This window comes from Methylobacterium sp. D48H, from assembly GCF_053345715.1.
The window spans coordinates 933007-956085 of sequence record NZ_JBKFAP010000001.1; the positions used below are offsets into that span (position 1 = coordinate 933007).

At 72.1% G+C, this 23079-nt stretch carries 21 protein-coding genes; 10 read left to right on the top strand and 11 right to left on the bottom strand.

Going from position 1 to position 23079, the window contains the following annotated elements; all coding sequences use genetic code 11:
- Positions 1-41 precede the first annotated feature (41 nt).
- Positions 42-1394 (bottom strand): flagellar protein export ATPase FliI, encoded by a 1353-nt coding sequence (fliI, locus tag ACLBX8_RS04560; protein ID WP_447714664.1) that lies wholly within the window; start codon positions 1392-1394, stop codon positions 42-44.
- A gap of 419 nt (positions 1395-1813) precedes the next feature.
- On the opposite strand from fliI, the gene ctrA reads away from it, so the two are divergent.
- Positions 1814-2515 carry a response regulator transcription factor CtrA gene (gene ctrA / locus ACLBX8_RS04565; RefSeq protein WP_010683835.1) on the top strand — a complete coding sequence of 234 codons (702 nt, stop codon included), beginning with the start codon at positions 1814-1816 and terminating at the stop codon, positions 2513-2515.
- Between the two features lie 82 nt (positions 2516-2597).
- Here ctrA and ACLBX8_RS04570 read toward each other — a convergent pair whose 3' ends face one another.
- Both ACLBX8_RS04570 and cysS read right to left on the bottom strand, forming a co-directional pair.
- A complete protein-coding gene (locus tag ACLBX8_RS04570; protein ID WP_447714665.1) occupies positions 2598-3389 on the bottom strand; it encodes a trypsin-like serine protease in 792 nt (263 codons plus the stop codon).
- A gap of 119 nt (positions 3390-3508) precedes the next feature.
- Entirely contained in the window at positions 3509-4906 is a 1398-nt protein-coding gene (cysS, locus tag ACLBX8_RS04575; RefSeq protein WP_447698488.1) for a cysteine--tRNA ligase, read from the bottom strand.
- Between the two features lie 310 nt (positions 4907-5216).
- Between cysS and ACLBX8_RS04580 the strand changes: the two genes are divergently transcribed.
- Entirely contained in the window at positions 5217-5564 is a 348-nt protein-coding gene (locus ACLBX8_RS04580) for a hypothetical protein (RefSeq protein ID WP_042672904.1), read from the top strand.
- A 62-nt stretch (positions 5565-5626) separates the two neighbouring features.
- Here ACLBX8_RS04580 and ACLBX8_RS04585 read toward each other — a convergent pair whose 3' ends face one another.
- Entirely contained in the window at positions 5627-6139 is a 513-nt protein-coding gene (locus tag ACLBX8_RS04585; protein ID WP_020092910.1) for a CreA family protein, read from the bottom strand.
- 160 nt (positions 6140-6299) lie between these two features.
- Here ACLBX8_RS04585 and ACLBX8_RS04590 point away from each other — a divergent pair, with 160 nt between their 5' ends.
- From ACLBX8_RS04590 to ACLBX8_RS04605, 4 genes are all read left to right on the top strand, one after another.
- Positions 6300-7391: a DUF2865 domain-containing protein gene (locus tag ACLBX8_RS04590; protein WP_447698487.1), complete on the top strand. Its 1092-nt coding sequence runs from the start codon at positions 6300-6302 to the stop codon at positions 7389-7391.
- Between the two features lie 79 nt (positions 7392-7470).
- Positions 7471-9612, top strand: a complete 2142-nt coding sequence (locus ACLBX8_RS04595; protein ID WP_447714666.1) for an OmpA family protein — start codon at positions 7471-7473, stop codon at positions 9610-9612.
- Positions 9613-9718: 106 nt separating this feature from the next.
- A complete protein-coding gene (locus ACLBX8_RS04600) occupies positions 9719-10927 on the top strand; it encodes an MFS transporter (protein WP_091925134.1) in 1209 nt (402 codons plus the stop codon).
- Positions 10928-10943: 16 nt separating this feature from the next.
- Positions 10944-11720, top strand: a complete 777-nt coding sequence (locus ACLBX8_RS04605; RefSeq protein ID WP_447698485.1) for a class I SAM-dependent methyltransferase — start codon at positions 10944-10946, stop codon at positions 11718-11720.
- Between the two features lie 4 nt (positions 11721-11724).
- Here the strand turns inward: ACLBX8_RS04605 and ACLBX8_RS04610 are convergent, their stop codons facing one another.
- Positions 11725-13065 carry a glutamate--tRNA ligase gene (locus ACLBX8_RS04610; RefSeq protein ID WP_447698484.1) on the bottom strand — a complete coding sequence of 447 codons (1341 nt, stop codon included), beginning with the start codon at positions 13063-13065 and terminating at the stop codon, positions 11725-11727.
- A 147-nt stretch (positions 13066-13212) separates the two neighbouring features.
- Between ACLBX8_RS04610 and ACLBX8_RS04615 the strand changes: the two genes are divergently transcribed.
- The gene (locus ACLBX8_RS04615; RefSeq protein WP_447698483.1) at positions 13213-14490 is read left to right on the top strand and encodes an NAD(P)/FAD-dependent oxidoreductase; all 1278 of its coding nucleotides are present in this window, start codon (positions 13213-13215) and stop codon (positions 14488-14490) included.
- Positions 14491-14502: 12 nt separating this feature from the next.
- Here the strand turns inward: ACLBX8_RS04615 and ACLBX8_RS04620 are convergent, their stop codons facing one another.
- Positions 14503-14973, bottom strand: a complete 471-nt coding sequence (locus ACLBX8_RS04620; RefSeq protein WP_091678920.1) for a hypothetical protein — start codon at positions 14971-14973, stop codon at positions 14503-14505.
- Entirely contained in the window at positions 14970-15380 is a 411-nt protein-coding gene (locus ACLBX8_RS04625) for a hypothetical protein (RefSeq protein WP_354454870.1), read from the bottom strand. Before ACLBX8_RS04625 ends, ACLBX8_RS04620 begins: the two co-directional genes overlap by 4 nt.
- A gap of 237 nt (positions 15381-15617) precedes the next feature.
- Here ACLBX8_RS04625 and ACLBX8_RS04630 point away from each other — a divergent pair, with 237 nt between their 5' ends.
- From ACLBX8_RS04630 to ACLBX8_RS04640, 3 genes are read left to right on the top strand one after another with little or no spacing between them, the layout of a single operon-like run.
- Positions 15618-16229 carry a TadE/TadG family type IV pilus assembly protein gene (locus ACLBX8_RS04630; protein ID WP_244603177.1) on the top strand — a complete coding sequence of 204 codons (612 nt, stop codon included), beginning with the start codon at positions 15618-15620 and terminating at the stop codon, positions 16227-16229.
- Entirely contained in the window at positions 16208-16873 is a 666-nt protein-coding gene (locus ACLBX8_RS04635; protein WP_100250747.1) for a TadE/TadG family type IV pilus assembly protein, read from the top strand. Before ACLBX8_RS04630 ends, ACLBX8_RS04635 begins: the two co-directional genes overlap by 22 nt.
- A complete protein-coding gene (locus ACLBX8_RS04640) occupies positions 16845-18551 on the top strand; it encodes a pilus assembly protein TadG-related protein (RefSeq protein ID WP_354454873.1) in 1707 nt (568 codons plus the stop codon). The genes ACLBX8_RS04635 and ACLBX8_RS04640 overlap by 29 nt, the downstream gene beginning before the upstream one ends.
- 47 nt (positions 18552-18598) lie before the next feature.
- Here the strand turns inward: ACLBX8_RS04640 and dksA are convergent, their stop codons facing one another.
- The 4 genes from dksA to ACLBX8_RS04660 form a co-directional block, all read right to left on the bottom strand.
- Entirely contained in the window at positions 18599-19018 is a 420-nt protein-coding gene (dksA, locus tag ACLBX8_RS04645) for an RNA polymerase-binding protein DksA (protein WP_132366079.1), read from the bottom strand.
- 182 nt (positions 19019-19200) lie between these two features.
- Entirely contained in the window at positions 19201-20208 is a 1008-nt protein-coding gene (locus tag ACLBX8_RS04650; protein WP_447698482.1) for a hypothetical protein, read from the bottom strand.
- 2 nt (positions 20209-20210) lie between these two features.
- The gene (locus ACLBX8_RS04655) at positions 20211-21584 is read right to left on the bottom strand and encodes an MBOAT family O-acyltransferase (RefSeq protein WP_447698481.1); all 1374 of its coding nucleotides are present in this window, start codon (positions 21582-21584) and stop codon (positions 20211-20213) included.
- Positions 21585-21711: 127 nt separating this feature from the next.
- On the bottom strand, positions 21712-22959 hold the full coding sequence (locus ACLBX8_RS04660) for an Hsp70 family protein (RefSeq protein ID WP_447698480.1): 1248 nt from the start codon (positions 22957-22959) through the stop codon (positions 21712-21714).
- Positions 22960-23079: the final 120 nt, after the last annotated feature.

The following is a 23079-nucleotide window of genomic DNA, read 5'->3' on the forward strand; positions in this document are numbered from 1 at the left end:
CCATGATCGCGCCGAAGCGTTAACGCCCCGGCCCATGGTGCCTAGGCCCTGCCGACGATCTCGGTGAGCCGTGCGTAACCATCGCCGATGGACGTTGCTTCTTCCTTACCCTGCCCCAGAAAAGCCTCAAGATCGGGCATGAGCGCGACCGCCTCGTCGACCTCCTGGGAGGAGCCGGCCCGGTAGGCGCCGAGGCGGATCAGCTCCTCCATGTCGGCGTAGGTCGACAGCAGCCGCCGCGCCCGCCGCACGACCGGGAGGTAGGCCGGGTCGCAGGAGCGCGGCATGGTGCGCGAGACCGAGCGCAGAACGTTGATCGCCGGGTAGCGCCCGCGCTCCGCGATGGCGCGCTCCATGACGATGTGACCGTCGAGGATGCCCCGCACCGCGTCGGCCACGGGCTCGTTGTGGTCGTCGCCCTCGACCAGGACGGTGAACAGGGCCGAGATCGTGCCCTGCCCCACCCCTGGACCGGCGCGCTCGAGCAGGCGCGGCAGCTCCGAGAAGACGGTCGGCGTGTAGCCCTTGGCGGTGGGCGGCTCGCCGGCGGCGAGGCCGATATCGCGCTGGGCCATGGCGAAGCGCGTGATCGAGTCGATCATGCACAGGACCTTGGCGCCCTGATCGCGGAAGTGCTCGGCGACCGACAGGGTCACGTAGGCCGCGTTCCGGCGCATCAGGGCCGGCTCGTCGGAGGTCGCCACCACGACCACCGAGCGCGCGAGCCCCGCGGCGCCCAGATCGTCCTGGAGGAATTCCTGCACCTCGCGGCCGCGCTCGCCCACGAGGCCGATCACCGCCACATCGGCGGCCGTGTAGCGGGCCAGCATCGACAGCAACACGGACTTGCCGACGCCGGACCCGGCGAAGATGCCCATCCGCTGGCCCGCGCACATGGTCAGGAAGGTGTTGATGCACCGGACGCCCAGATCGAGCGGTCCGCCGACGCGTGTGCGGGCATGGGCAGGGGGCGGGTCCGCGCGCAGGGGGTAGACGTCTGGCCCCTGCACCAGGGGGCCCTGCCCGTCGACCGGCCGCCCGAGGGCGTCGATCACCCGGCCGAGCCAAGCGCCGGAGGGCCGGATCGCGCCGGCCGATTCGTCGCGGACATAGGCGGGGCAGCCGCGCCGCACGCCCTCGAGCGAGCCGAACGGCATCGCGAGCGCCCGATCGCCCTGGAACCCGATGACCTCGCAGGGCACCAGCCCGTGGCCGTTGGCACCCTCGACATCGACCCGGCCGCCGAGTCGCATCGCGGCCACAGGTCCGGCGACCTCCACCAGCAGGCCGCGGATCGCCACGACCCGCCCGAACGTCTCCAGCACCTCGATCCGCTCGAGGGCGGCCTGCGCCGACGCGAGCGAAGCAACGGATCTTGCCGGATCCTGTGTCATCGGCCTGACTCTCAACGCTTCGTTTACCGGCCTCCTTAACACTGCGGGTCACGGGCTCGTAGCGGCTCGATCCGGGTCGCGACCACAATCGCGCCCGACGAAGTCGTACCGGTGTGTCCGACGGACAACACCGGGGATCGAACCGTTGCGCAGGAAGTACTTACGCCGAAGGGGGCGAGCGGCCTGGACGGGGGCGGATCGGAATCGGGGCCGAGGGCAAGGCCGGAGGAACGGTGTTTCTCCTGTCAAGCTCGCGGAACTTCGAACGAGACGCTTGCGGGCAGGAATCAGGTTTTGTTAACGATTAATCCATAGCGTTCCACGTCAAGAGCGACGGAGCGCCCGTCCACAGGCCGGTGGCGGGCGAAGGCTGGGACGTGTCTGCGCGCTGATGCGGCCGGCGGGGCTGGGGACCGACGATGCGGGTACTTTTGATCGAGGACGACAGCGCGACCGCGCAGAGCATCGAGCTGATGCTCAAGTCCGAGAACTTCAACACCTACACCACCGACCTCGGGGAAGAGGGTGTCGATCTCGGTAAGCTGTACGATTACGACATCATCCTCCTCGATCTGAACCTACCCGACATGTCGGGCTACGAGGTGCTCCGCTCGCTGCGCGTGGCGAAGGTGAAGACCCCGATCCTGATCCTCTCCGGCATGGCCGGCATCGAGGACAAGGTGAAGGGCCTCGGCTTCGGCGCCGACGACTACCTCACCAAGCCGTTCCACAAGGACGAGCTGGTGGCGCGCATCCACGCCATCGTGCGCCGCTCGAAGGGCCACGCCCAGTCGGTCATCACCACCGGCGACTTGATCGTGAACCTCGATCAGAAGACCGTCGAGGTCGGCGGCGCCCGGGTGCACCTCACCGGCAAGGAGTACCAGATGCTGGAACTCCTCTCGCTCCGGAAGGGCACGACGCTCACCAAGGAGATGTTCCTGAACCATCTTTACGGCGGCATGGACGAGCCTGAGCTGAAGATCATCGACGTCTTCATCTGCAAGCTGCGCAAGAAGCTCGCCAACGCCAGCCAGGGCAAGAACTACATCGAGACCGTCTGGGGCCGCGGCTACGTGCTGCGCGAGCCGATGGACGGCGAGGAGCGCATGGCGGTCTGATCCGCCGGTCGCACCGTCTCCTGAAAAACCCCGCGCGGTCCGGCCGCGCGGGGTTTTCGCGTTCCGGCGGTATCCGCAGCCCTCACCGCGTCCCGGTGGCCGAGAAGACCTGCGCGGCGGGCGCGATCACCACGTAGCCGCCGCAGGGCGCGGCCCGGCTGATCACCGCGCTGGCCACGCCCCAGATGTAGGTGCCGCGGCGATCCTGCGCGACGACCGGGCCGCCGGAATCGCCGAAGCAGACCCGGGCACCGTTGGCCCGCGCGATGGTCAGCCCGGTGCTGCTCGCCGCCACCGGCGTCAGCGTGGCGGTGCGCAGGCGCCCGACGGTCCGACCGGAGAGGCCGGCGCCGGCGATGCGCAGGCTCTTGGGGACCCGGCCGGGATCCGCCGCCAGCGGCACCGGCCGCCGGTCGCGCACCGGCTCGGTCAGGCGCAGGACCGCGAGGTCGAGGGAGAGGTCGGAGAAGCTGACGCCCGACGCCTCGTTCGGCAGCATCTCCCCCGGATCGGGACTGTAGCGGGCGGCGACACGCGCCCCGTAGACCGGCCGCGCCGGCTCGCTGCCCCGGAAGAACACGACCAGCGCGCCGAGCGGATCGCCGTTCACGCAATGGGCCGCGGTGAGCACGAGATCCGGCGCGATGAGCACGCCGGTGCAGCGGGTCAGCTTCAGCGCCTCCTCGGGCTGGGTGATCGTGCCGATCGCCACGGTAGCCTGCGCCAGGGCATCCCGGCCGGCGGCCGAGCCGCCGTCGATGGCGGCGGCCGGGCCCGACAGGCCCAGACCGAGGGTGAGCGCCGACGCGGCGGCGGCGCGCCGCGCCCCGGTGGTCCGGAAGGTCGTCCCGAAGCTGGTCCCGAAGCTGATCACGTGCTGCTCATCTCCGCCGCGAGCCCCCGGACCACAGATGCCGCACGCGCCGCGCCGCGCAAGCGGGCGCGAGGACGCGGCCGCCGTCACGTCCGTGTCATCGGCCGCCGGCTCAGCAATCAGCGCGCCACCGTCCAGGTCGTGGTGCCGTCCTTATTGTCCTTCACGGCGACGCCCATGGCCGCGAGAGCGTCGCGCGCCCGGTCCGAGGCGGGCCAGTCCTTGGCGGCCCGCGCCGCGCGGCGCTCGGCGATCAGCGCCTCGACGGCCGCGACGTCGACCCCGGACGCCGCGACCTGATCCTGCTCGCGATCGCTGCGGGTGCGCGCGAGGAAGCCCAGCAGGTTCGCGCCGGCGCGCAGCGCACCGGGCTGCGCCTCCGCACCGCTCCCGAGCCGGTGCAGCTCGTTGATCGCCGCCGGCGTGTTGAGGTCGTCGCAGAGCGCCTCGACGACCCCGGCGGGGATGTCGGGCGCGGCGGGCGCATCCCCGGCGGCGTTGTACCAGCGGTCGAGCACGCGGGCCGATTCCTCCAGGCCGCGCAGGGTCCAGTCGATCGGCTGCCGGTACTGGGTCTTGAGCATGGTGAGGCGCACGACCTCGCCCGGCCAGTCCTTCAGCACGTCGCGGATGGTGATGAAGTTGCCGAGCGACTTCGACATCTTCTCCCCCTCCACCTGGAGAAAGCCATTGTGCAGCCAGACGTTGGCCATCACCGGCGTGCCGAAGCAGCAGCGGGACTGCGCCACCTCGTTCTCGTGGTGCGGGAAGATCAGGTCGATGCCGCCCGCGTGGATGTCGAAGGTCCGGCCGAGATGCTTGGCCGACATGGCCGAGCACTCGATGTGCCAGCCCGGGCGGCCGGCGGCGGCAATGCCGGCCGGCGACGGCCAGGACGGCTCGCCGGGCTTGGCGGGCTTCCACAGGACGAAGTCGAGGGGCGAGCGCTTGTAGGGAGCGACCTCGACCCGGGCCCCCGCCTCCATCTCGTCGAGGGGCCGCTTCGACAGGCCGCCGTAATCCGGCATCGAGGGGACGTCGAACAGCACGTGGTCCTCCGCCACATAGGCGTGGCCGGCCCGGACCAGGGCCTCGATCATCGTCACCATCTCGGCGATGTGGTCGGTGGCGCGGGGCTCGACGAAGCGTGCTCGCTTGCCCGGCACGTTCACGTCCTCCGGCATGAGCACGCCGAGGTCGCGCACGTCGCGGTGGAACTGCGCCAGCGTCCCGTCGGTGAGTTCGCGGATGGTGATGCCGCGCTCTGCCGCCCGGGCGTTGATCTTGTCGTCCACGTCCGTGACGTTGCGCGCGTAGGTGACGTGCTCCGGCCCGTAGAGGTGGCGCAGCAGGCGGAACAGCAGGTCGAAGACGATGATCGGTCGGGCGTTGCCGATATGGGCGGCGTCGTAGACCGTCGGGCCGCAGGCGTAGACGCGGACATGCTGCGGGTCGATCGGCGCGAACGCCTCCTTGGCGCCGGTGAGCGTGTTGTAGAGCCGCAACATCGGCGCCATGAAACCCATCCCTTCTCCGGCGCCGGGGATGACGTCCGGCCCGGAGCCGTGGCCGGAAATCCGGCCCTGCCTTCAACGACCTGAGGGCCCCGCGCGGCGAAGAGCGGCCGAAACGTGGCGGATCGGCCAGCCCCGGCACGGCACCCTGTTGCATCGCGGCGACGGCGCGGCCCGCGCGATGGGGCTAACCCAAAAGCGTGAGGAATTCGAGATGGCTTGCGCGCCATGCGGGTAAGGCTTCCTTAACCGCGCCGTCGGACCGTCCGGGCCACGATCCTCACGCCACAGATCCTGTGCCCAAGGACAATCCATGCGACGCTCGGCCGTTGGTTCCCTCGCTCTCGCCACCGTTCTCGCCTGCGCGGGCCTGACCCACGCCGCGCTGGCCGGCACCGACGGCGAGACGCCCGCGAAGGCGCCGGCCCGTGTCGAGAAGACCTTCCTGATCCCGTCGAGCGACGGCTACGGCGTCGGCGAGTGCCTGACGACGCCGGGCAGCGCCTGCGGCCAGGTGGTCGCCAACGCGTGGTGCGAGGCCCAGGGCTACGCCGCGGCGAACTCCTACGGCGTCGCCGCCGCCGACGAGTATACCGGCGCGATCAGCCAACCGGTCCCGGCGCCGTCCGAGCGCCCGATCCGGATCACCTGCCAGGATTGAGCCGGCCGCGGACGGCCCGTCGCCGGGCCGCCGCGCGGAAAGCTCACGTCACCGGGCGCCGCTCACTTCATGAAGTCGGCGCATTTCTGCGCCGGTTCGGTGCCCCAGGGTGCCAGCGGCACCGCCGAGGTCGAGTTCTTCGGCGAGCCCTGAATGACCTTGTCCGAGTAGACCATATAGATCAGCGTGTTGCGCTTCGCGTCGCAGCCGCGGACGATCTGCATCGACTTGAAGATCAGCGACCGGCGCTCGCTGAACACCACCTCGCCCTGGCTGAGCTTGCCCTTGAAGGCGATCGGCCCGGTCTGCCGGCAGGCCAGCGAGATGTCCGAGACATCCTCGGCCAGGCCCAGCGTACCCTTGATCCCGCCCTTCTCGGGCTGGGTGTACCAGCACGACACGCCCGAGACCGCCGGATCGTCGACGCCGTAGACCACGAGCTTGTCGTTGGGCGTCAGCGGGCGCCAGACCGTCGACTTGTCGAAGATCCGGTCCGGCTCCTGCGCCGCGGCCGGACCGGCCGCTGCCAGGCCCAGTGCGAGAAGCCCAACATAGGTGAGACTCCGAAACAACATCGCCGGTCAATTCCCCCTCACGCTTGCGGGCCGGATGTAGGAGGGGTGTCGCGGTCTTGCGAGGGGGCGTAGAATGGCCCCGCTTCCGTCCCGAAGCGCGGATGCGCGCGGGCTCCGGATACTCCGGATCGCCGCGCACCCGATCAACGCGATGCAGCCTATGCCTCACCGCCCGATCGTCCGTACGCTCGGCCGCCTCATCCTGAGCGCGGCCATAGCCCTCGGACTGTCCTCTCCGCTCGCCATCTCCGCCAGCGCGCAGGAGGCCGCGCCAGCCCCGGCGCCCGCCGAGGCGCGGCCGGCGCCGCAGCTGCCGTCGCCGCAGTGCCGGCGCTACCGGGCGGAGCTGGCCTCGCTCCAGAGCGGCGCCAGCACGACGCGCGCGCTCAACGACGAGATCGGTCGGCTCGAAGCCTATTTCCGCGGCCTGAACTGCGAGGGCGGCAAGTTCCTGTTCTTCGACACCCGGCCGCCCCAGTGCGGCGCGGTGGAGCAGCGCATCCGCGCGCTCAAGGCCACCTACGGCGGCGCCGTGATCGACGACAGCGGCGCCCGGAAGCGCGAGCTCCAGGGGCTGGTCGCCTCCACCTGCCCGCCGCGCGAGGCCTATGCCGGCTCCGGTGAGGCCTACGGCCGGGGCGGCCCGCAGATGGTCTGCGTGCGGACCTGCGACGGCGGCTACTTCCCGATGAAGAACCTGCCAGAGGGCCGCGGCGGCGCCGACGAGATGTGTCAGGCGCTCTGCCCGGGGACCGAGGCGCAGGCCTATTCCATGCCGTACGGCGACGACGCCCTGAAGCACGCCGCCACGGTGAAGGGCAGCCGCGCCTACACAAACCTCGCCAACGCCTTCAAATTCCGCAAGGAATTCGTGCCGAACTGCTCCTGCAAGCCGGAGGGCAAGTCCTGGGCGCAGTCTCTGGTGAAGGCCGAGAGCATGCTGGTCCGGCACAAGGGCGACATCTTCGTCACGCCGATGCAGGCCGAGGCCCTGTCCCGGCCGAAGGTGCGCCTGACCCTCGTCGGCCGGGCCGACCGGACCGCGGCGGAGCTCGCCGCCGACGCCGCCGGCCGCGCGGGCGTCGACACGAAGGGAAGCGCGGGACCCGGCCGCGACGATGCGGCGAAGGTCCAGCCTGCCGCGGCCGACGGCACGAAGGCCGCGGAGGCCGCGGAGGCCAAGCCGGATCACGTTGCCGTGCGCATCATCGCGCCCGACGTCATCGCGGTGCCCCAGCGCCTCACCCCCTGAGACCGGTTTCGCGCCGACGGGCGCGGAACCATACGCGACGTCCGGTGTTCGGCTCGGCCTGAACCGACACGAGACCGCGATGCGCCTGCTCCGCCTGATCCTCCTCACCGGCACGGTGCTGCCGGGCCTGACGCTCGTGCAGCTCGCAGACGCCGCGCCGGGCCGGATCCAGGTGGCGCAGGGCGGACCGGAGGAGCGCGGCCCCCGCGGCGGCGAACCCCCACACGGCGGCCCGCGCCCCGAGCGGCCGCCGCAGGAGCGTCCCGGCCCGCCGCCGGGCCCACCGGCCGCGCGCGAGCGGCCCGAACCCCGGCCGGAGCGGGCGCCGCCGCCCCCGCGCGAGCGGCCCGAACTGCCCGCCCAGCGCCAGCCGCAGGCCGAACCGCCTCCGCGGGAGCGCGCGCCCGAGCGCCGGCCGGAGCCGCCGGCGGCCCGTCCCCCGGCGCCGGACCGGCAGGACCGCCAACCGGAGCGGCAGCAGGACCGGCAGCAAGACAGGCGGGATCAGCAGCCGGACCGTCCGGACCGCGGGCCACAGGATCGGCCCGGCCCGGGGCGGTCCGAGCGTCAGCAGGCGCCGGATCGCGATCAGGCTCCGCCGCCCCAGGGGCGGCCCGCGCCGGAGCGTCCGCCGGCCCCGCCGCAGCAGCGCCAGGCGCCCGACCGGGATCGCCCCGGTCCCGACGACCAGCCGAACCGTCCCGCGCAGCGCGACGCGGCCCCCGACCGGTCCGCGCCGGATCGCGGACCGCCGGGTCAGCGTCCGGGCGGTCCGGGTGCGCCCGGCGACCGGTCTCAGCCGCCGAACGCGCCCCCCGGCGCACCCGGTCGGCCGGCCCAGCGCCCAGACGCGCAGCCCGATAACCGCCAGCCCGAGAATCGCGCTCAGCCGAATGGCGGTCCCGGCGCCGAGCCCGGCCGGCCGCAGGCGCCCAACGCCGCTCCGGGCGTTCCGGGACGGCCGTTCCAGCCGCAGGGAGCCCAGCCCGAGGGACGGGCGCCGGCCCAGCCCAACGGTGCTCCCGGCGCCGAGCCCGGACGGCCGGTGCCGCCCAACATGGCCCCCGGGATTCCGGGACGGCCGTTCGTGCCGCCGGGCCAGGCGCCCGCCCCCGGACAGGCCCCGCCGCCCGGCGGCCCGCAGCCCGGGACGGCGCCGGCACAGCCGGGACAGCCGGGACAGCCGCCCGCGGGCGGCCCGGGCCGTCCGGCCGACCCGAACGCCTTCAACCGGCCGGGACAGCCCGGCTACGTCCCCGGCGGTTTCCGCCAGAACGACGGCGTGCGCGACTTCGATCAGGTCCGCACAGACCGGCGCGAGTTCCGGGAGGATGGCCGGACCTATTACCGGGAGCCGGGCCGCATCATCGTGCAGGACCGCGACGGCTACCTGATCCGCCACGACGAGAACGAGCGCTTCCGCACCCTCGACCCGCGCGGCTACCGGTTCGAGCGGCAGGGTGCGGACTTCTACAGCTACGTCGACCGGCCCGGCGGCGAGCAGATCGTCACCGTCACGAACGACGACGGTCGGATGCTGCGCCGCTACCTCCGCTACCGCGACGGCCGCGAGCTCGTCCTGATCGACAACAGCTACGCCGGCCCGCTCCGCCCGATCTACGAGGACGTTGTGGTGCTGCCGCCGCCGGAGATCCGCATCCCGCGGGACCGCTACATCGTGGATTACGCCCAGGCCGACGAGGCGGAGGTCTACGAGGCGCTGACGGCGCCCCCCGTGGTGCAGGTCGACCGCCGGTACACGCTGGACCAGATCCGATACAGCCCGGACCTGCGCGCCCGCCTTCGCTCGGTCGATATCAACACGATCACCTTCGACACCGGCTCGTTCACCGTCACGCCCGATCAGGCAGCCAAGCTGTCGGTGATCGCCGGCGCGATGAACCGCGCCATCCAGGCCAACCCGCGGGAGGTGTTCCTGATCGAGGGCTTCACCGACGCCGTCGGCTCCGCGCTCGACAACCTGTCGCTGTCGGACCGGCGCGCCCAGTCGGTGGCGACCGTGCTGACCGAGCAGTTCCGCGTGCCGCCGGAGAACCTGACCACCCAGGGCTACGGCGAGCAGTACCTGAAAGTGAACACGCAGGGCCCGTCGCGGGAGAACCGCCGCGTCGTCGTCCAGCGGATCACGCCGCTGCTGCAGCAGGGGCAAGGTCAGGGGCAGGGCCAGGCAGCGCCTCCGCCGCCTCCGCCGCCGCGCTAGGGCGGCCGCCGCGCGGGCCTGTCCCGCGCGGCAGTTGACCGTGCGGCAGTTGACCGTGCGGCCACAGCGCCTCACCACCGGTTGAGGACAGCGGCGCGGGACGGTCATGAACAGCGAGGCGGAGGACGGGCTCATCCGGTCGGGCACACCGGTCTTCCGCCGCACGGCTCTGGCCCTGGCGGCGGCCGGCTTCTCGACCTTCGCGGTGCTCTACGCGGTCCAGCCGCTCCTGCCGATCTACGCGGAGGATTTCGGCGTCTCGCCGGCTGCGAGCAGCCTCGCCCTGTCGCTGCCCTGCGGGCTGCTGGCGGTGGCGCTGCTCGTCGTCAGCCCGCTCTCGGAGATCTGGGGGCGCAAGCCGGTGATGCTGGCCTCGCTGGTCGCCTCGGCGGTGCTCACGGTCGTGGCCGCCCTGGTCCCCGGCTGGTACGGCTTCCTGGCGCTGCGCGCGCTCACCGGGCTGACGGCCAGCGGACTCCCGGCCGTCGCCATGGCCTATCTCGCCGAGGAGATGGACGCCAAGGCCATCGGCCTGTCGATGGGCCTGCTCGTCGGCGGCAACGCGCTGGGCGGCATGTCGGGCCGCCTGATCAGCGGCGTGATGGCGGACTTTGTCAGCTGGCGCGCCGGGCTCGCGGTGATCGGCGGCCTCGCGCTCGCCGCCGCGCTGGCGTTCTGGCGCTGGCTGCCGCCCTCGCGCCGCTTCGTGCCGCGCCGGCTGGCCTGGGCGGAAGTCCCGGGCAGCTTCGCCCACCATTTCCGCGACGCCGGCCTGCCCTGGCTCTTCGCCGAGGCGTTCCTGCTGATGGGCGGCTTCGTCTGCATCTACAATTACATCGGCTTCCGCCTGCTGGACCCGCCCTACGCGCTGAGCCAGGCGGTGATCGGGATGATCTTCTCGGTCTACCTCGCCGGTATGGTCAGCAGCCCTGTCACCGGCGAGCTGGCGAGCCGCTTCGGCCGCCGCCGTGTCCTCTGGGTCGCCACCGCCGTCGGCCTGGCCGGCATCGTGATGACGCTCTCGGACCGCCTGCTGCTGATCCTGGCCGGCATCGTAGTGACGACGGTAGGCTTCTTCGGCGCCCACGCGGTCGCGAGCAGCTGGGTCGGGCGGCGGGCGCTGCGCGACAGGGCCCAGGCCTCGGCGATCTATCTCGGCCTCTACTATCTGGGCTCGTCGGTCCTCGGGACCGCGGGCGGCTGGTTCTTCGCCCATTCCGGGTGGAACGGCGTGGTGCTGTTCGTGGGCGGGCTGTACGGTCTGGCGCTGATGATTGCCCTGCGGCTGTCCCGCCTGAAGCCGCTCGCGACCTGATCCGGGAGATCCGCCGATGAACGCCCGCAGCCACGCCCGACACGTCGTCGACCAGTTCGGCGCGCAGGCCTCCGCCTACGTGACCAGCGCCGTGCACGCCGCCGGCGCCGATCTCGACCGGATCGGCGAGCGGGTCCGCGCGCGACCGGGCCTGCGGGTGCTCGACCTCGGCTGCGGCGGCGGGCACGTCGCCTTCGCGGCGGCCGCCGCTGGCGCCGCCGTCACGGCCTACGACCTGTCGGCCGACATGCTGGCGGCCGTATCAGCCGAGGCGGCCCGGCGGGGGCTCGACCGGATCGAGACCCGGCAGGGCGGCGCCGAGGCCCTGCCCTTCCCCGACGCGAGCTTCGACGCCGTCCTGACCCGCTACAGCGCCCACCACTGGCGCGACGTGCCGGCGGCCCTGGCGGAAGCGCGACGAGTGCTGCGGGCGGACGGGTTCCTCATCGTCAGCGACATCGTCGCGCCCGAGGATCCGCTGCTGGACACGCACCTACAGGCGCTGGAGCTGCTGCGCGACCCCTCGCACGTGCGCGACTACCGGGTCTCGGAATGGCGGGCCCTGCTGGAGGCGGCCGGATTCGCGCCCGGCGACGCGACGCCGAGCCGGCCGCGCATGGAGTTCGCGAGCTGGATCGCCCGGATGCGGACGCCGGAGACCCACGTCGCAGCGATCCGGGCGCTGCAGGTCACCGCGCCCGCGGAAGTCGCGGCGCATTTCGCCATCGAGGCCAACGGCAGCTTCCTGCTCGACGCCGCGCTGATCGAGGCGCGCCCGAAGCCCGGCCGCTGATCGCTCAGGCGGCCGCGCCGGAGAGCCGGCGCGCCGCCCGCTCCCGCCCGATCAGCGGCAGCAGGCCGGCGAGGTCCGGCCCGTGCTCCAGGCCGGTGAGGGCGAGCCGGAGCGGCATGAACAGGCCGCGGCCCTTGGCCCCGGTGCGGGTCCGGATCTCGGTCGTCCACGCCTTCCAGGTCTCCGGGCCGAACGGCTCGGGCGGCAGGGTCTCGCGGGCGGCCGCGATCACGGCGGGCTCGGTGAGCACCGGCTCGACGGGACCGGCCACGACCCGCCACCAGTCGGCCGCCTCCGCGACGCGCCCGAGATTGGCCCGCACCGCGAGCCAGAAGGCCTCTGCCCGGTCCTCTGGGATCCCCAGAGCCGCGAGGCGCGCGGCCGCCTCCGCGTACGGCATGGCGTGGACCAAGCGGGCGTTGAGGCCGTCGAGCTCCGCCGGGTCGAACCGGGCCGGCGCCCGCGAGATCTCGCCGAGATCGACGAGGCCCGCGAGGGTGTCGAGGTCTGGCACCGCCCGCACCGATTCGGCCGAGCCGGTGAGCACCGCCAGCGAGCGCACCGCCGCGGGCTCGTAGCCGGCCTCGCGCAGGCCGCGCAGCGACAGGTGGCCGAGGCGCTTCGACAGCCCCTCCCCGTCGGCCGTCGTCAGCAGGTTGTGGTGGCCGAAGACCGGGACGGGCGCGCCCAGGGCCTCGAAGATCTGCACCTGCACGCCGGTGTTGGTGACGTGGTCCTCGCCGCGGATGACGTGGGTGATCCCGAGACCGGCGTCGTCCACCACCGACGGCAGCGTGTAGAGGTAGCTGCCGTCGGCGCGGATCAGCACCGGGTCCGACAGGGACGCGCAGTCGACATGGGCGGGCCCGCGGACGAGGTCGTCCCAGCCGACGGTGCGCGCCTCGAGCAGGAACCGCCAGTGCGGCCGGCGGCCCTCGGCCTCCAGCGCCGCCCGCTCCTCGGCGGTCAGCCGCAGCGCCGCCCGGTCGTAGATCGGCGGCTGGCCACGGCCGAGCTGACGCCTGCGGCGGCGCTCCAGCTCCTCCGGCGTCTCGTAGCAGGGGTAGAGCCTTCCCGCTGCGCGCAGGCGGTCGGCGGCGGCGTCGTGCTGCGCCGTGCGGTCGCTCTGCCGGGCGAACAGGTCGGGCAGGATGCCGAGCCACGCGAGATCCTCGCCGATCGCCTCGGCGAAGGCCTCCGTCGAGCGCTCCGCGTCGGTGTCGTCGAGGCGCAGCAGGAAGCGGCCGCCGGCCCGGCGGGCGAACAGGGCGTTGAGCAGGGCCGGCCGGGCGTTGCCGATATGGAGATACCCGGTCGGCGAGGGTGCGAAGCGGACGAGAGTCATGGCCCGCTCTCTAGCCGATCTGCGCGGGAATGTGCGCGGGACTTCGCGATCACACCGGCCCGATGCGCCGCCCCGCGGCGCCCGCTACCCAGGACGCGGGAAACCCGGCAGAAGGGCGCGCGTGGTGCGGTGCAGGATGTGAGCGGCATGGCGACGGACGAGACGGCCGACATCGTGGTGGTCGGCGGCGGGATGGTCGGCCTCGCCAGCGCCATCGCGCTGAGGGACCGCGGGCTCGACGTGGTGCTGCTGGATCCCGGCGAGGCGCGGGCCCGGACCTCCTACGGCAATGCCGGCGTGGTCAGCCGCGGCTCGATCCTGCCGATGTCGAGCCCGGCCCTGTGGGGCAAGCTCCCGGCCTACCTGCGCAACGCCGATCGCGGCCTGCGGCTGCACTACGGGCATCTCCCGCGGATCGTGCCCTACACGGCGCACTTCCTCGCCGCCGCGCGCGCCTCGCGCTGGCGCCGCGCCGCGGAGGCGCTGCTGCCGCTGACCAGCGCCGCCTATCCGGCCCACGAGCGGCTGGCGGCCCGGGCCGGGACCGGCGACCGGCTACAGCGGACGGGTTGGATCAAGGCCTACCGCACCGAAGCGGCCTTCGCGTCCGCCGCCCTCGAGCGCGAGATCCTGGCCGGACACGGGGTCGCCTTCGACATCCTCGACACCGCGGCGCTGCGCGCGCTCGAGCCGGCGCTGGTGCGGCCCTACGCGCGGGCCATGCTGCTCACCGAGACGGGATCGGTCCGCGAGCCCGGCCGGCTCATCGAGGCGTGCGAGGCCCTGTTCACCGGTCTCGGCGGCCGCCGCCTGCGGGGCAGCGTCGCCCGGCTGGAGCCCCAGGCGGACGGCTGGCGCGTCGATCACGACGGCGGCGCGGTGCGGGGCCGACAGGTGATCCTCGCGGCCGGCGCCGCGTCCGGGGCGATCGCCCGGACCCTGGGCTACCGTTTCGCCGTTGCGGCCGAACGCGGCTACCACCGCCACTACGCCCTGCATCCGGACAGCGCGCCGCTGACCCGGCCGATCCTCGACACGGGCGCGGGGTCGATCCTGTCGCCGATGGGCGAGCACCGGGTCCGGGTCCTGTCCGGCGTCGAGCTCAACGCGCGCGCCGCCGCGCCCGACCACACCCAGATCGATGCGGCGTCCCGGGAGGCGGCCTCCACCCTTCGGCTCGGCGGCCCGCTGGACAACGCGCCGTGGCTCGGCTCCCGGCCGTCGACCCCCGACGGGATGCCGGTGATCGGCCGCGCCCCCCGGCACGACGGCCTGCTCTTCGCCTTCGGCCACGGCCATATCGGCCTGTCCACCGGCCCGATCACCGGCGAAATCGTCGCCGACCTCGCCACCGGCCGGGAACCGGCCGTGCCGGTCGCGGCCTTCGCGCCGGAGCGGCTCCTGCGCTGGCCGCGGCTGCTCTGAGAGCCGCCTCCCTCAGCGCCAGTCGTAGGGGTTGTAGGGCTCGAGCGCGGCCTCGACCTTCCGCAGGACGTCCGGCTGGCGCTGGAGGTCGGTCTCCCGGGCGAGTGCCCGGAGGAAGGCCTGCGGGCCGTGCTCCAGGTCGCGCGTCAGCCCATTGTAGCGGTCGGCCGGCTCGACATGGGCGGGATTGACCGCGACGCGGTAAGCGAGGCCGCAGGTCGGCGGGTCGATCCCGAGGCGATAGCAGATCCGCACCCGGGCGAAGGGGACGTCCGGGCGGTAATCGACCCGGTAGCCGCCGAGACGGAAGGCGCCGCCGGTCGCGCGCTCGGCATAGGCCAGCGTCCGCGCCACCGTGGTGAAGCCGGCGGTGCGCCGGTCGCGCACGAGGTCAATCGCCGCCCGTTCCGTGGGCACGAAGGATTGCGCGCAGGCCGGGCCGGACACCAGCGCGACCAAGAGTGCGGGGACGGCGAGTCTCATGGCTTCTTCATGCAGACCGCGACGGGCTGGGCATCCTTGGCGGCCTTGGCGGTCATGTCGAGGCAGCCGACCGTGGACACGCCGTCCGTGACGGTCACCGACGGCACAACCGCCATGCCTCGGCAGTAAGCGCCAATCAATTCCTCGTCACGGCGGCACGCCACGTCGAGGCGCACCTGGCTGTTCAGGGACGGTCCCGGTGGCCCGGCTGGTCCGGCCGGGCCCGGGTCGCCCGCGGGGCCGCGGGCGCCGGTGGCGCCGTTCACCCCCGCCGGCCCGGCCGGCCCCGCCGGTCCCCGATCACCCTTCGCCCCTGGAGGTCCGGCCGGTCCGGGCTTCGTGGCATCGCAGGCGGCGAGCGCGAGCGCCACCGCGCCGACCACGAGCGCGATCAGGGGGGATCTCATGGGGTTCTCCGGCAGGCCTGCGCGCGGGGAACTGGCGCGCGCAGGCGGTGCGTCAACAGCGCGTCGCCGACACGACGGCGCTATTACAACCAAAAGTAGCGGCTGTTTGATAACCCTGGTCTAGTCGATCGGATTAAGAGTTTCGCAAAAGCTTGGCGTCACATCGGATGAGATGGCTACTTCCGACTGATCTGCTCGCATATGAACAGCCGAGGACTTGTAGGAACGCAGGTCAGAGTGACGCCAGGTTGCCTCCTCGCGCGCCTCGGGCGCGACACCGGGGGCGCGGCCGCGGTGGAGTTCGCCCTGGTGGCCCTGCCCTTCCTGGCGCTGTGCGGCGCGATCATCCAGATCGTGTTCCAGATGTGGGCGACGCAGAATTTCGATCGCGCGCTCCAGAACGCGGTCCGGACGATCTTCACCGGCCAGTTCCAGCTCGACACCGCCGGCCAGACCAATCCGGCGACCGTGCTCGCGACCCTGAAGGCTAGGATGTGCGGATCGGCCGTCAGCCCCGTGCCCACCGTCTTCAACTGCCAGAACGTCAAGATCGACGTCGCGACCTCGAGCAGCTTCGCGAGCGCGACTGCGACCAAGCCGATCGACACCGCCACGGGCACGTGGAGCACGAGTTTCGGCTCCAACTACAAATGCGCTTCGCCCGGGACGATCGTGATCGTCACAGCGGCCGTGCCGTTCCCGACCTTCTTCAATCTGATGGGCCTCAATACGAAGCAGTTCACCAGCGGCTCCGCGGAGGGATCGAGCCTGCTGACCTCCACGGCGGTGTTCCGCACCGAGCCCTATCAGATCGTCGGAGCGAGCCCGTGCCCGTCCTCGCCGTCCTGACCCGGCGGGCGGCGCGGCTCCGGCACGACAGGCGCGGCGGCGCGGCCGTCGAGTTCGCCGTCATCCTGCCGATCCTGCTCGCGATCTGGGCGGGCATGACCGAGGTGACGCACGCCATCGACGAGTGGCGCAAGCTGACGCAGCTCGGCCGCACCGTGGCGGACCTGACGGCGCAGGGCGACACACAGAACCCGATCAGCACCACCGTGATGAACGACATCCTCGCCTCCGCCACGGCGGTGATGCGCCCGTTCGACACGTCGAAGGTCAAGATCGTGGTCAGCGCGATGGGCACCGACGCGAAGGACCCGAGCGGTCCTCCGGTGGTCTGCTCGAGCGTCGCCAACACCAACGGGACCGCGCGGAGCCCCGGCCCCGCGCCCAGCCTGACCGTGCCGGACGGCTACCGGATGCCGGGCATGCGCTACGTCCTGGCTGAGGTCAGCATCAGCTACACGCCGATGATCGGGAGCGCGCTGGTCAAGCTCGCCAAAGGCGTGAGCAACACGATCACGTTCACCAGCAGCGCGCCGTGGCCGACCCGCGGCGGCCAAGCCTACGGCACCAGCACCTACACGGAAGTCGTCCTGCCGGACGACAAACAATCGAACTGCGATGGCACGAAGATCGTCCGCAAAACCTGACGGCCGCCCCGAGCGGCGCCGCGATGTCCTGCGCGACCGCGGCGGCAACGTCGCCCTGCTGTTCGCGTTCCTCAGCGTGCCGATGGTGATGGTCGGCGGCGCGGCGATCGACTACGGCTTCGCCACGCGGCTGGAGACGAAGCTCCAGGCCGCGGCCGACGCCACGGCGCTGCTGCTCTGCCAGACACCGCTGACGACGTCCGAGACCGAACTCAACGCCCTGGCGCAGACGACGATGACCGGTGCCATGGGGGCGGCGAGCCTCGTGGTCGACCGGCTGGCCATCACCAGCAGCCCGCGCAAGATCACGCTGACCGCTCACAAGCAATCGACGACCTTCTTCGGCGGGCTGACCGGCACCCAGCGCATCAACCCGGGCGCCGTCTCGCAATGCGCCACGCCGCTGCCGAAGACTTTCGAGATCGCGCTCGTGCTCGACAACACGGGCTCGATGGCCGCCTCGAGCGGGGGACAGTCGAAGCTCCAGGCCGTCCAGACGGCCGCGACCGACTTCGTCAACTACGTCTACACCAGCCCGGCCTTCTCCAGCGCGACCAAGGTCGCGATCGTGCCCTTCGCCGCCGCCGTGGCGGTCGATCCGTCCGCCTACCGCTACGCGAGCTGGATCGATCAGAACGGCCTCTCCAGCTACCACTGGACGAACATCGTCCAGTCGAATCCGGCGCCGTTCAAGAACCGCTTCGACATTTTCGCGAAGCTGCAGGCGGCGAACCGGAACTGGGGATGGGCCGGCTGCCTCGAGGCGCTCCCCTACCCCTTCAACGTCCAGGACGGAGCGCCCACGACCAAGGATTCCTTCTACGTGCCGCTGCTCGCGCCCGACGAGCCGGGTGACGGCACCTCGGGCGGCGCGTCGTTCCCGGTCGGCGCCTCGCGGGCGACGGCCTACAGCTACAACAGCTACATCGACGACGAGACCGGCCCGACATGCCGGAACAGCAGCACCTACAACACCGCGCTCGGGCAGGCCTGCAAGTACATCACGCCCAAGGATGCGGCCTCCGGCGCCCCGCTCGGCATCCCGAACGGTCCGAATTTCGGGTGCACGACCCAGCCGCTCCAGAGGCTGACCAGCGACACGAACGCGTTGAAGACCCTTATCAGCAAGATGGCGCCGTCCGGATCGACGAACATCCACGAGGGTTTCATGTGGGGCTGGCGCACGCTCTCGCCCAACAGCGTCTTCGCGGACGGCCAACCCTACGCGTCGAGCGCGAACAGCTCGAACGCGACGACCATCAACAAGATCATCATCCTGATGACCGACGGCACGAACAGCTGGGGCACCAATTCCAGCGCGCCGACCGGCTCACTCTACTTCGCGGCCGGGTACTTCAAGAACGCCAACGGCACGACGCCGAATCCGCGCCTGACGACGGCATACCAGAACACCAATATCGCCGACAGCAATACGGCGCGGAAGGCGCTCGACGCGCTCACCGCCGAGGCATGCGCGAACACGAAGGCCGTCAATATCTCGATCTACACGATCGGCTTCAGCATCCCGACGGATCCGATCGATTCTGCCGGGCAGACGCTGTTGCGGAACTGCGCCTCGTCGCCGGACCAGTTCTACCTCGCCAACTCGTCCGATGACCTGATCAAGGCCTTCAAGTCGATCCAGGCCAGCATCGGCGCGCTGCGGCTGACTCAGTAGGCGCCGCGCCGGCGCTGCGCGGGATCCGGCGCGCGGGCCGGACCCGGTCAGTCGTCGCGGTAGACCCGCTCGCGGCGCTCGTGCCGCTCCTGCGCCTCGAGGGACAGAGTGGCGATCGGGCGCGCGTCGAGGCGGCGCAGGGAGATCGGCTCGCCGGTCTCCTCGCAGAAACCGTAGGACCCGTCCTCGATTCGGGCCAGCGCCGCGTCGATCTTGCCGGTGAGCTTGCGTTGGCGGTCCCGGGCCCGCAGCTCGATCGCCCGGTCCGTCTCGGAGGATGCGCGGTCGGCGAGGTCGGGGTGGTTCTCGTTCTCGCTCTGCAGCGCCACCAGCGTATCCTGCGCCTCGCGCAGGATGTCGTTCTTCCAGCTCATCAGCTTGCGCCGAAAATATTCGCGCTGCCGGTCGTTCATGAAGGGCTCGTCGTCGGACGGGACGTAGCCGTCCTCCAGCTGCACCTTCGCCATGCGTCACCCTCGCTGGATGGTAAACCGCCCACCAGGGGATGGCCGGTGTGCGGCGATAACGTGAGGTGCCGTATAGTCGAGGTGCCTCATCGCCACAACGCACACGGATGCAGGGGCTGTAACTGGCTGTCACTGCATCGCCGCGTGCGGCAAACAGGCCACGGTACAGATGTTTTACGCTGTCATCTGGTCCGCAACCGTACGATCGCTTCTGCGATCTCCGTGGTCAGGCTCCGAGCGATCGGCAGCCTGTAATGGGTCTGGTCGAAGAACTGGTCGGGATCGGCCGCCGCGGGGCGGCCGTCGCGCCAGTCGACCACCGTGCTGAGCGCGTGGGTCGCCAGCACGGTGCGTACCTCGGCCCGGCAGGCCGCCTCGGCCCGCGCCCGAGGGCTGCCGGGCGGCGGCTCGCCGCGGGCGTAGACCGGCGGGAACACCACCACGACCGGCGTCTCCGCCGGGATCCGGGTCAGCTCGGCGCGCAGGCGCGCCGCGATCGGGAACGGCCCGCCGTGCCGCGGCTCCGGCTCGGGCCCGACCGGCTTCTCCAGCGCCGCCTTCTTGGCAGGATCGACGCCGAAGCCCTGGCTCAGGTAGTTGCGCTCGTAATCCCACCAGCCGTCGGCCGCGGCGGTCTTGCTGCGCGGGTTCAGGAGCCAGCCGATGCGGTTGACCGTCTCCTGCGCGGCCGAGAAGCGGATCAGCCCGCGCAGGTAGGCGGGCCAGTCCCCCACGAGCCAGTAGGGAAAGCCGTGCTCGCTCGGGAAGGACGGGTCGTCCGCGCACCAGAACGCGTCGGCCGAGAGCACGATCGCGGCGGGGCGGGCGTGGTGCTGCAGGTACCATCCCAGCAGGGCGAACTGCTCGGACGGGCCGGTGGCCGGCACCGAGAGCTGGAGGAACGGGATGCCGGTGAGCCCGGTCAGTGCCGCCGGCTCGATGAGCTGGATGTGCGAGTTGCCGATCACCACGCCCGCATAGGCCGGATCGCGGCCGCGGACGGCCGAGGCCGTGCGGGGCCCCTGCGGCCGCACGGCCCCCCGGGACAGCAGCGTCGAGCGGCCGGTATCGTAGGGGTCGACCAGCACCGCGAGGGCCAAGTAGCCCGCGAAGAGGCCGACCATCGACAGGGCCAGGGCGCGGGCGAAGCCGCGCCAGTCCCTGTCGGTCGTGGGGGGTGCGGGCGCCATCCTCAGAACTGGAAGTAGATGAACTCGTAGTTCGCATCGTCGCCGATCTTCAGCAGGACGAGCACGAACAGCAGCGCGAAGCCGAAGGCGAGGAGGCGGCGCGGCGGCAGCCGGTGCACCGCGTTCCAGGCGGTGGGCCCGACCGTCGCGACCAGGGCGGCGATGGCGATGGTGCGCCACTTGAAGCCGGAGCCCCTCGGCGCGAGCCCGAAGAGTCCTTTGAAGATCGCGAGGGCCGCCTCGAAGCTCGTCGCGCGGAACAGAACCCAGGTCAGCACGACGAACAGGCTGGTGAGCGCCCAGCCCAGCGGCGCGGGGATCGCGATCCGGGCCCGGCGCGCCAGGACACCGGCCCCGAGGCCGATCCCGTGCAGCGCCCCCCAGGCGAGGAAGGTCAGGCCGGCCCCGTGCCAGAGGCCGCCGAGCGTCATCGTGGCGACGAGCGCCCCGACCTGCCGCGGCAGCCCGCGGCGGTTCCCGCCCATCGGGATGTAGAGGTAGTCGCGCAGGAAGCGCGACAGGGTCATGTGCCAGCGCCGCCAGAAGTCGCGGAGCGACGTGGCGCGGTAGGGCGCGTCGAAGTTCTGCGGCAGGACGAGGCCGAACAGCAGCGCGATGCCCAGCGCCATGTCGGTGTAGCCGGAGAAGTCGAAGTAGATCTGGAACGTGAAGCCGAGCGTCGCCTGCCACGCCTCGACCACCGTGACGGCCTTGCCGGCGGCGGCGGCCTGGAACACCGGGTTCACGTATTCCGCGAGCGGATCGCCGAGGAACACCTTCTTGGCGAGGCCGACGGTCAGCAGCATCAACCCGCGGGCGAAGCGCTCGGCGGCGTCGGGCCGCGCGTAGGGCGCCTCGTCGAACTGGTGCATGATCTCGCTCCAGCGCACGAGCGGGCCGGCGAGAACCTGCGGGAAGAACGCGATGTAGAGGGCGTATTTCACGAGCCCGAAGCCCGGCGCCCGGCCGGCCCGCAGGTCGGCGAGATACATGATGTGGTGGAAGGTGAAGAACGAGATGCCGAGCGGCAGGGCGAGGCCGAGCCGCTGCGCCTCCAGGCCGGGGATCAGGTTGGCGAGGTCGGCCGCGAAGTCGAGGTACTTGAACACGCCGAGCAGCGCGAGGTTGGCGGCGATCGCCGTCGGGATCAGCCAGCGGCCGGGCCACCGGCGGTAGGCGCGCGCCACGCACCAGTTCGCCAGGATCGAGCCGGCCAGCAGCGGCACGAACCGGACGTCCCACCAGCCATAGAACACGAAGGACAGGGCGACGAGGAGCGGCAGCCGCCACGCGGGCGCGGCGCGCGCCACCAGCCCGTGCAGGATCAGCGCGGCCGGCAGGAAGGCGAGGAGGAAGACGAAGGAGTTGAACAGCATCGGGCGAGGCGGCGCGGAGGAGCCCGGATGGGCCGCCGTTGTCTCCGAGCGGGAGGGACCGCCTTGTCGAGGATCAAGGCCGGCCCGTCAATCGCCGCAGAGGCGACGCGCCCGGCCGGGCGCGGCCTCACGCTCCGCGGCTGGCCGCCTCGATGGTCAGGCCCAGCCCCACCGAGCCGAACGTGTCGCCCTCCACCACCCGGGCGGCCGGCAGCGCGGCCGTCAGCGCGGCGCGCAGGTGCGGCAGGCCGGTGGAGCCGCCGGTGAGGAACAGGGCGTCGACCCGGTCGGCCGTCAGTTCCGCCTGCGCGAGGCAGCGCGCGATCCGGGCCGCGACGGCGCGGGCGAGGTCCCCCGTCTGGGCGGACAGGGTCGCGCGATCCACCGGGACCGCGAGCCCGGGCTCCAGGAGGCCGAGGTCGAGCAGGGTCGCGTCCTGTTCGGACGCCGCGATCTTGGCGCTCTCCACTGCCCCGGCCAGGGCGTGACCGCGCTCGCCCTCCACCGCCTCGCGCAGCCGCACGAGCAGGTCGGGCCGGGCGCCGTCGCGGATGACCTCGTCGATCTCGCGCAGGGTCTTCTGATTGTAGAGGCGGTTGATCGCCGACCACGTGGCGAGGTCGTGGTAGTAGGCGTTCGGCACCGCGAGGTCGCCGCGGCGCATCGGGCTTCCGAGGCCCAGGAGCGGCATCACCGTTCCGAGGCTGAGCTGTCGGTCGAAATCGGTGCCGCCGATCCGCACCCCGTCGTTGGCCAGGATGTCGCCGGCCCGGTCCGGCCGCCTCCGCCGCTCCGGCGCGAGGCGCACGATGGAGAAGTCCGAGGTGCCGCCGCCGATGTCGGCGACGAGGGCGATCTCCTCCGCGCGGACCTGGCGCTCGTAGTCGAGCGCCGCGGCGATCGGCTCGTACTGGAACGAGACCTCCCGGAAGCCGACGTCGCGGGCGATGTCGCGCAGCGTGTCCTCCGCGCGGCGATCCGCCTCCGGGTCGCCGTCGACGAAGTGGACCGGGCGGCCGTGGACCACCGTGTCGAGGCTCTGGCCGCTGGCGGCCTCCGCCCGCGCCTTCACGGCGGTGAGGTAGCGGGCGATGACGTCGCGCAGGCGCAGCCGCTGGCGGCCGACCGGGGTCGCCTCCTCCATGAGCGGCGTGCCGAGCACGGATTTCAGCCCGCGCATCAGCCGGCCGGACCGGCCCTCGACATAGGCCGCCGTGGCGGCCCGGCCGATGATCGGCTCCCGTCCGAGCTCGAAGAAGATCGCGCTCGGGATTGTCCGGTGCGCGCCCTCCAGGGGCAGCAGCGTCGGGCCGTCCGGGCCAAGATGCCCGAGCGTGGTGTTCGACGTGCCGAAATCGAGGCCGCAGGCCGCCATCGTGTCGTGGGTCCGGGAATGGAGAGGAGGGCCGTGGGCCTACAGGGCCGACATGCCAGGGTCCAGGGCGGAAGAGCGGGGCCCGGGGCTCCCGCAAGGGGGTTGACGGCCCGATCGCGC